This is a genomic window from Streptosporangium sp. NPDC004631 (assembly GCF_053601935.1).
Map to the genome: position 1 here is coordinate 1 of NZ_JBSGCR010000067.1, position 5,594 is coordinate 5,594.

Annotated in this window: 8 protein-coding genes and 1 pseudogene; 3 read left to right on the forward strand and 6 right to left on the reverse strand. The window is 67.6% G+C overall.

All coding sequences use genetic code 11. The annotated features are described in order from the left end of the window. A pseudogene (locus tag ACWEF2_RS31450) lies at positions 1-181 on the forward strand (IS630 family transposase); the annotation flags it as partial. On the opposite strand, the gene ACWEF2_RS31455 reads toward ACWEF2_RS31450, so the two are convergent. The 6 genes from ACWEF2_RS31455 to ACWEF2_RS31480 all read right to left on the reverse strand — a co-directional run bounded on the left by ACWEF2_RS31455 (position 178) and on the right by ACWEF2_RS31480 (position 3,822). Beyond that, positions 178-381, reverse strand: a complete 204-nt coding sequence (locus ACWEF2_RS31455; protein ID WP_453819884.1) for a DUF397 domain-containing protein — start codon at positions 379-381, stop codon at positions 178-180. The pseudogene ACWEF2_RS31450 and the gene ACWEF2_RS31455 sit on opposite strands and share 4 nt — an antisense overlap. Before the next feature lie 27 nt (positions 382-408). Further along, positions 409-717, reverse strand: a complete 309-nt coding sequence (locus ACWEF2_RS31460) for a 4a-hydroxytetrahydrobiopterin dehydratase (RefSeq protein WP_453819885.1) — start codon at positions 715-717, stop codon at positions 409-411. A 43-nt stretch (positions 718-760) separates the two neighbouring features. Further along, a complete protein-coding gene (locus ACWEF2_RS31465; protein WP_453819886.1) occupies positions 761-1,594 on the reverse strand; it encodes a hypothetical protein in 834 nt (277 codons plus the stop codon). Between the two features lie 252 nt (positions 1,595-1,846). Further along, a complete protein-coding gene (locus ACWEF2_RS31470; RefSeq protein ID WP_453819887.1) occupies positions 1,847-2,047 on the reverse strand; it encodes a DUF397 domain-containing protein in 201 nt (66 codons plus the stop codon). 226 nt (positions 2,048-2,273) lie between these two features. Next, positions 2,274-3,005, reverse strand: coding sequence for a PP2C family protein-serine/threonine phosphatase (locus ACWEF2_RS31475; protein ID WP_453819888.1), 732 nt, complete (start codon positions 3,003-3,005; stop codon positions 2,274-2,276). Positions 3,006-3,009: 4 nt separating this feature from the next. Continuing rightward, entirely contained in the window at positions 3,010-3,822 is an 813-nt protein-coding gene (locus ACWEF2_RS31480) for a GntR family transcriptional regulator (protein ID WP_453819889.1), read from the reverse strand. A gap of 220 nt (positions 3,823-4,042) precedes the next feature. On the opposite strand from ACWEF2_RS31480, the gene ACWEF2_RS31485 reads away from it, so the two are divergent. Both ACWEF2_RS31485 and ACWEF2_RS31490 read left to right on the forward strand, forming a co-directional pair. Continuing rightward, on the forward strand, positions 4,043-4,912 hold the full coding sequence (locus ACWEF2_RS31485; RefSeq protein WP_453819890.1) for a hypothetical protein: 870 nt from the start codon (positions 4,043-4,045) through the stop codon (positions 4,910-4,912). Beyond that, positions 4,909-5,391 carry a hypothetical protein gene (locus ACWEF2_RS31490; protein ID WP_453819891.1) on the forward strand — a complete coding sequence of 161 codons (483 nt, stop codon included), beginning with the start codon at positions 4,909-4,911 and terminating at the stop codon, positions 5,389-5,391. Before ACWEF2_RS31485 ends, ACWEF2_RS31490 begins: the two co-directional genes overlap by 4 nt. Positions 5,392-5,594: the final 203 nt, after the last annotated feature.

Genomic DNA, 5,594 nt, shown 5'->3' on the forward strand with positions numbered 1-5,594 from the left:
GACCGGGCAACTCATCCGGCGCGGGGTTCATAAGAGCGTCCAGTCTCTGGAGAAGGACATCCGGGACTGGATCACTCAGTGGAACGACAACCCCCAGCCGTTCGTATGGAAGAAGACCGCCGAGGAGATCCTCGAATCCCTCGCACGATATTGCCGACGAATTTCAGGCGCAGGACACTAGAGGTCTCCGCTGCGGATGCTCGCGAGGAAGTCGCTCCATGCGGCCGGGGAGAAGGTCAGCGCCGGGCCGGAGGGGTTCTTGCTGTCGCGGACGGCTACGAGGCCGGGGATGTTCGTGGCCACCTCGACGCAGTTGTTGCCACCACCGCTGAGGCTGGACTTGCGGAACTCGGCGCCGGACAGTTTCGAGGGATTGTTCATCATTCTCTCCTTACCGGTTCGCTGCACTTAGATCGCTTCGGCACCATGACCGACGACGATCTCATTGATGTGGTGCGCAAGCTCGAAGTCCTTGGCTGTGAGGTGGTTCCCCGCGTCGTGGGTGGTGATCACGAAGCGGATCCGTTGCCAGGTGATGTGAATGTCGGGGTGGTGGCCGACCTCTCGGGCCTTGGCCGCGACGTACATAGCCATGTGCACACATTCGTGATACGTGTGCTTGAAAGCGCGGGCAATGGTGTGGTCCTCACGCTCCCATCCCGGTAACCCGGCCAGATGGGCGGCTATCTCCTCTTCGGACAACGGCTGAGGGGGCATCGGCATCTCCACGTCAATGGATCAGGCGAACTGAGAGATGATCTCAGTCAGCTCCCGGCCGGACGTGGTACCTGCCCAGGCGGTCGCTCGTCGCGGAATGGCTTTGAGCTCTTGGCGCAGCCTCGCCGATCCGGTGCCGGCGACGATAGACGCGGTGGCTGACGCGATCTGGACAACTCGCTCCGGTTCGGGGACCGCAGCCAGAGCACTTGCCTGACGTGCCCAGAACACACCGTTGTCGCGCCGCGCCGAGAATCTGCTCCCAGAGCGCAACGGCCTCACGGTAGGCGCCCAGTCGAAGGTAGGCGGTCGCTCGCTGGACGTCGATGTATCCGAGAGTACGGCGGCAGGCGTTACCCCATGGATGTTCATCATCGACATGATCCACAAGATCGGCCGCCTGATCCAGAAACCGATCCACCACATTCTTGCTCTTCACCGGCAGCATCGAGTGGCCATGCGCTTGGTGGACCAGAGCAAGTATCCGCACCTTCGGACACAACTTGCTCTCATTGGCCAAAGCAGCCTCGGCATAGTCGACAACGGTTCGGCCATCCTCCAGATCGACCGCGAGCATCGCCTTGTTGGTGAGGGCGTAACTGATGAGCTGCGGGTCCTGAGAGCGATGGGCCATGTCCAGGGCGAGGGTCCGCCAGACCCCGGAGTGATGGATGTCTCCGGCGTCCTGGTACAGCCAGCCAAGCAGTGCCGCGTAGGCGACACCAGCGCTCAGCAGGCCGCGGCGCACGGGCGCGTCGGCTGCCTGGGCAAGTTCCTTGATGAGGTGTGCCTGGGTCGTGACGGTCGGGATGAGGTGGCGAGGGCCGAGCCACATGTCGGCTCTGTAGTGGCCGGGAAGCTGTTCGAGGAAGTACATGACGAGCTCCGGAGCTACGGGGCCATGGTGAGGCGGATAGGGCGTGGGCTCGATGGTAATGAGACCCGTCCCCACAATGTCGCGGCGCTGCGGTGTATCTCCTGGATGGCGGTGCAGGGCGGTAGGCCGGAACCGCCGATGCTGAAACCGTGCCGGGGGGCTACGTGACGGCACCCACAGCGGCGAGGGACGACGAGGCCGCGCGGTCAGGCGTCCCAGGTATCCGGCCGCGCGGTGCTTTTCGTGTTGAGGTCAGAGGTCTCCGTTGCGGATGCTCGCGAGGAAGTCGCTCCAGGCGGCCGGGGAGAAGGTCAGTGCCGGGCCGGAGGGGTTCTTGCTGTCGCGGACGGCGATGAGGCCGGGCAGGTTCGTCGCCACCTCAACGCAGTCATTCCCGCTACCGCTGAGGCTGGACTTACGGAACTCGGCGCCGGACATGTCAGGGGAGATCATGGTTACTCCTCACCGCGGCGATGAGCGCCGCGGACTCCTCGGGGGACAGGCACGCGTCGGTGAGACGCCCGAACGTCAGCATAAGTTTGTCGAACCTGGCTGGCATCCCTGGCCGCGGACTGCGGTACACGCCTCCGCCAATGCCTGTCGGGGCCGGTCAGGGCAGCGGGTGGGGGTACCGTCTGGGCGCGCACGACTGGTCCGCCCTCCACCAGCTCCGAAGCGTTCAGCAAGCGTTCCGTACGTCGATGACGATCACGGTGATGTTATCGGGGCCGCCGTGGTCGTTGGCCAGTGCGATAAGGCGGGTGGCTGCTTCTTCTGAATCGCTCGACGAGCGCAGCGCGTCTCGGATGAGCTTATCGGGAACGGCTGAACTCAGCCCGTCCGAGCACAGCAGGAACCGGTCGCCGGAGCGGAGTTCTCGGACGGTGAGGTCGGGGGAGCGGCCATCCGGCCGACCGTCCAGGAAGCGGGAGATGCGTCCCGACAGGTTCGGCATACTGTTGGCGTCGGCCACCAAGTTCCCGTAGGTGTGGTCCTCAGTGATCTGGATGATCTCTGAGGCGCCGTCGGCGTTGAAGCCGGCATCGCGCAGCAGGTAGGCGCGGGAGTCGCCCACGTTCGCCAGGACCGCCGTCGTTTCGGACCACAGCATCGCCACCAGCGTGGTGCCCATGCCCGCCAGTTCGGGTGCGGCTTCGATCCTGCGGTGCAGGGCCTGGTTGGCCGCGTAGACCGCTCCTCCCAGGGCGGTGGACAGGTTCGCCGGATCGACCTGGCGGTCGTGGGCTCGCAAGGTTTCGACCACGGTGGTGCTGGCGACATCGCCGGCGGTGTGGCCGCCGAGACCGTCGGCGACGGCGAACAGGGAACGGCCTGAGTAGACGGCGTCTTCGTTGCGTCGGCGCACGAGTCCGATGTGGGTGCGGGCGGCGGCTTCAACGGTGAGGGTCATTCGTTCACTCGCCCGTCTCGGTGTCGTCGGGCCACGGGGCTTGTGCGGATTCGTCGCGGTGAAGAACGTGCACGGTTTCGACGCGGTCGCCGGCCACAATGTATTCGGTCACCTCGATGGGCTGATCGTCACGTCCCGAGATGCCCTGCCGCACGATCTCCAGTACGGGCAGGCTGGTGGGGATCTCCAGCAGGCCGGCCTCGTCTTTGGTCGGCATCCGCGCCCTGTGAATCTCCATCCAGCTGATCGGCCAGTGCCCGGCCTTCTCCAGTCGATAAAGCCAGTCTCCCGGTCCCGGAGCCTGGGAGGCGACCTCCGGGGCGTCGGTGACACCACGCGGGTGGATCCACGAGATACCGATCTGGAACGGTGGCTCCGACTCCGGTCCGGTGACTCTGAACCGGCGCATCACCTCCGTGCCCGCCGGGACGCCAAGCAGTTTCGCGATTCGCGGGTCGGTCAGAGGTTCGACGGACACGGTCGGCGGGACGTGGTGCTTCCAGACTTCCTGGCCGGAGGCCGAGGGAAAGGAGTAGCCGGGGCGGTCGGTGGCGATATTCCGTTTCACCAGGTTCCCGCGTGGTCTGCGCAGCCGCATCATGCCGTGCCGGACGATGATCCCTCGCCCCTGCACCGCCCAGACGAAACCCTCCGACTCCAGCACTCCGATCGCTCGGCCGATCGTGTCCCGGTTCGCGCCGTACTGCGATGCGAAGTCGTCCAGACGCGGGAGCCTGGCTCCGGGCTCCCACTCGCCGGCCTCGATCCGTGTCCGGATCTGAGCGGCGAGGTCCAGGTAGCGCGAGTGCACGGCCATCACACAACTCTCCCTTCCGTTAGAAATTGTCTTGGGATAATTGACAGAGAGCTGGCGTTGGCCGACTATAGTCCCAAGACAATCACCGAAAGAACTGGCTCGCCTAGAAGGGCTGACGTGACCAGCGTCTGAACCATAGGGCGAACCACCTTAGAAAAGGGGTCCGCTCAGCGCTGCGAACGCTTGAACGGACCCTTGATCAGGAAGGCGTTCCTGACCCATGAACAACCTTAGTGCTCCGGTTCTCGACCGGACCACGGCGACCAGGGACGGCTGCGGCTGCTTCGCCGACGTCGCGCCCATGCCGATGGGGTGCGCCGTCTGCGGGCACGCGCCCTACGCGCATGGCTGTCCCTGCCGGCCCGCCGACCACGACTACGTACAGCCGGACGGTTCGCTGATGCGGATGCGCCTTCAGGCTCGCCGCCTCGGTCACCCTCTGCCGGGCTTCGAGCCGCCCGCCGACGTGGCCCCCACCGAGGTGATTCCCCTGGTGCCCGCGCAGCGCCGTCCCGACCTGCCTGTGATCGTTCCGGTCGCGCCCGTCGTACGGCCGCCGCTGCCCAAGCGGACGCCCCGCCCTGTCCGACGCTCGGCGCCCCCGTTCAGAACCGCCGCCGCGCCACCCCGGCGCGAGGACGGCCGGCGTCCCGCACCGCGCGGCATGCCTCCGGTTATCGACAGCCCTCGCGAGACCGGGACCACCCCGCCTGCGCACCGGCCGCCGACCCCGTACGGCGCCTTCCAGAGGCTTCTTTCCCACCCCATAAAACGGGCTCGCCCGGCGATAGCGACGCTCGGACGAGCCCTCAACCGGACGATGGAGGTCCGATCCATGCACGATGGTAGATCCACAACGCCCCAGTCCGCGAGACCCGCGTCCGCGACGTCCGCGAGGCCGGTGATCCCCGGTTGGCAGGTGTTCCTCAGTGACAGGGGCCGTTTCTGGGCCAGCCGCCGAGAGCCGTTCTCCCCGGAGGCGTTCCACGCCGGGGCCGAGCGCACCGTGGACGCCGACACCTTCGAGCAGCTCCAGGCCGAGACCGCACGCCAGGAGGAAACCGCAGCGGCCGGGGTGGTGAACGCATGAGGTGGCGCCGCCCCTCCCGCCCCTCCGGCACTTTGGGCCGTCACCGCGCCGGGCAGGTCCGCCCCACGACGGTGCATCGCCGCCTGTGGGACGGCCCGGCCCGAGCCGAGGCCGAACGCCTGGCGCAGGCGTGGCCGAGTTGGACCGTGCTGTACGGCGTGGGCAGTCGCCGTTTCTACGCCCTGGCCGCCTGGGCGACGTCCGAGCCGCTGATGGTCGACGCCGCCACCGCCGAGGACCTGGAGAGGCGGATGTATGAGGCGGTCATGGCCGTGACCGCCCGCCGCGAGACCCCCCTCACCGCCCCGGCCCCTCCGACCACGTCGGCGCCCCCGGCCGCTCCGACCGCTTCGGCACCCCCAATACCTCCGGCACCCCTGACATTCTCACCTTCCCCGAGCAGGCGCGGCGGCGTTCCTTCCCCGGCACCCGCCGCCGCGCCCCACCACCCCCGCCACCCCTACCGGGACGCGGCCTAAAAAGCCGGTGCGGCGGTGGTCATCACCTCCCAGGGGACGCCGCACCTCTCACCGTGCGGCCCGGGCCGGAGGGGACCCGAGCCGCACCCCAGCGCGGCCCTCTCCCGGAGGGGGAAGAGGGCCGCCCGCACCGGCCGGACCGCACCCCGGTCCGGCCGGTGCACCCCCCCACGCCCCGCCCGGCCCGGTCGCCGTGCACGCCC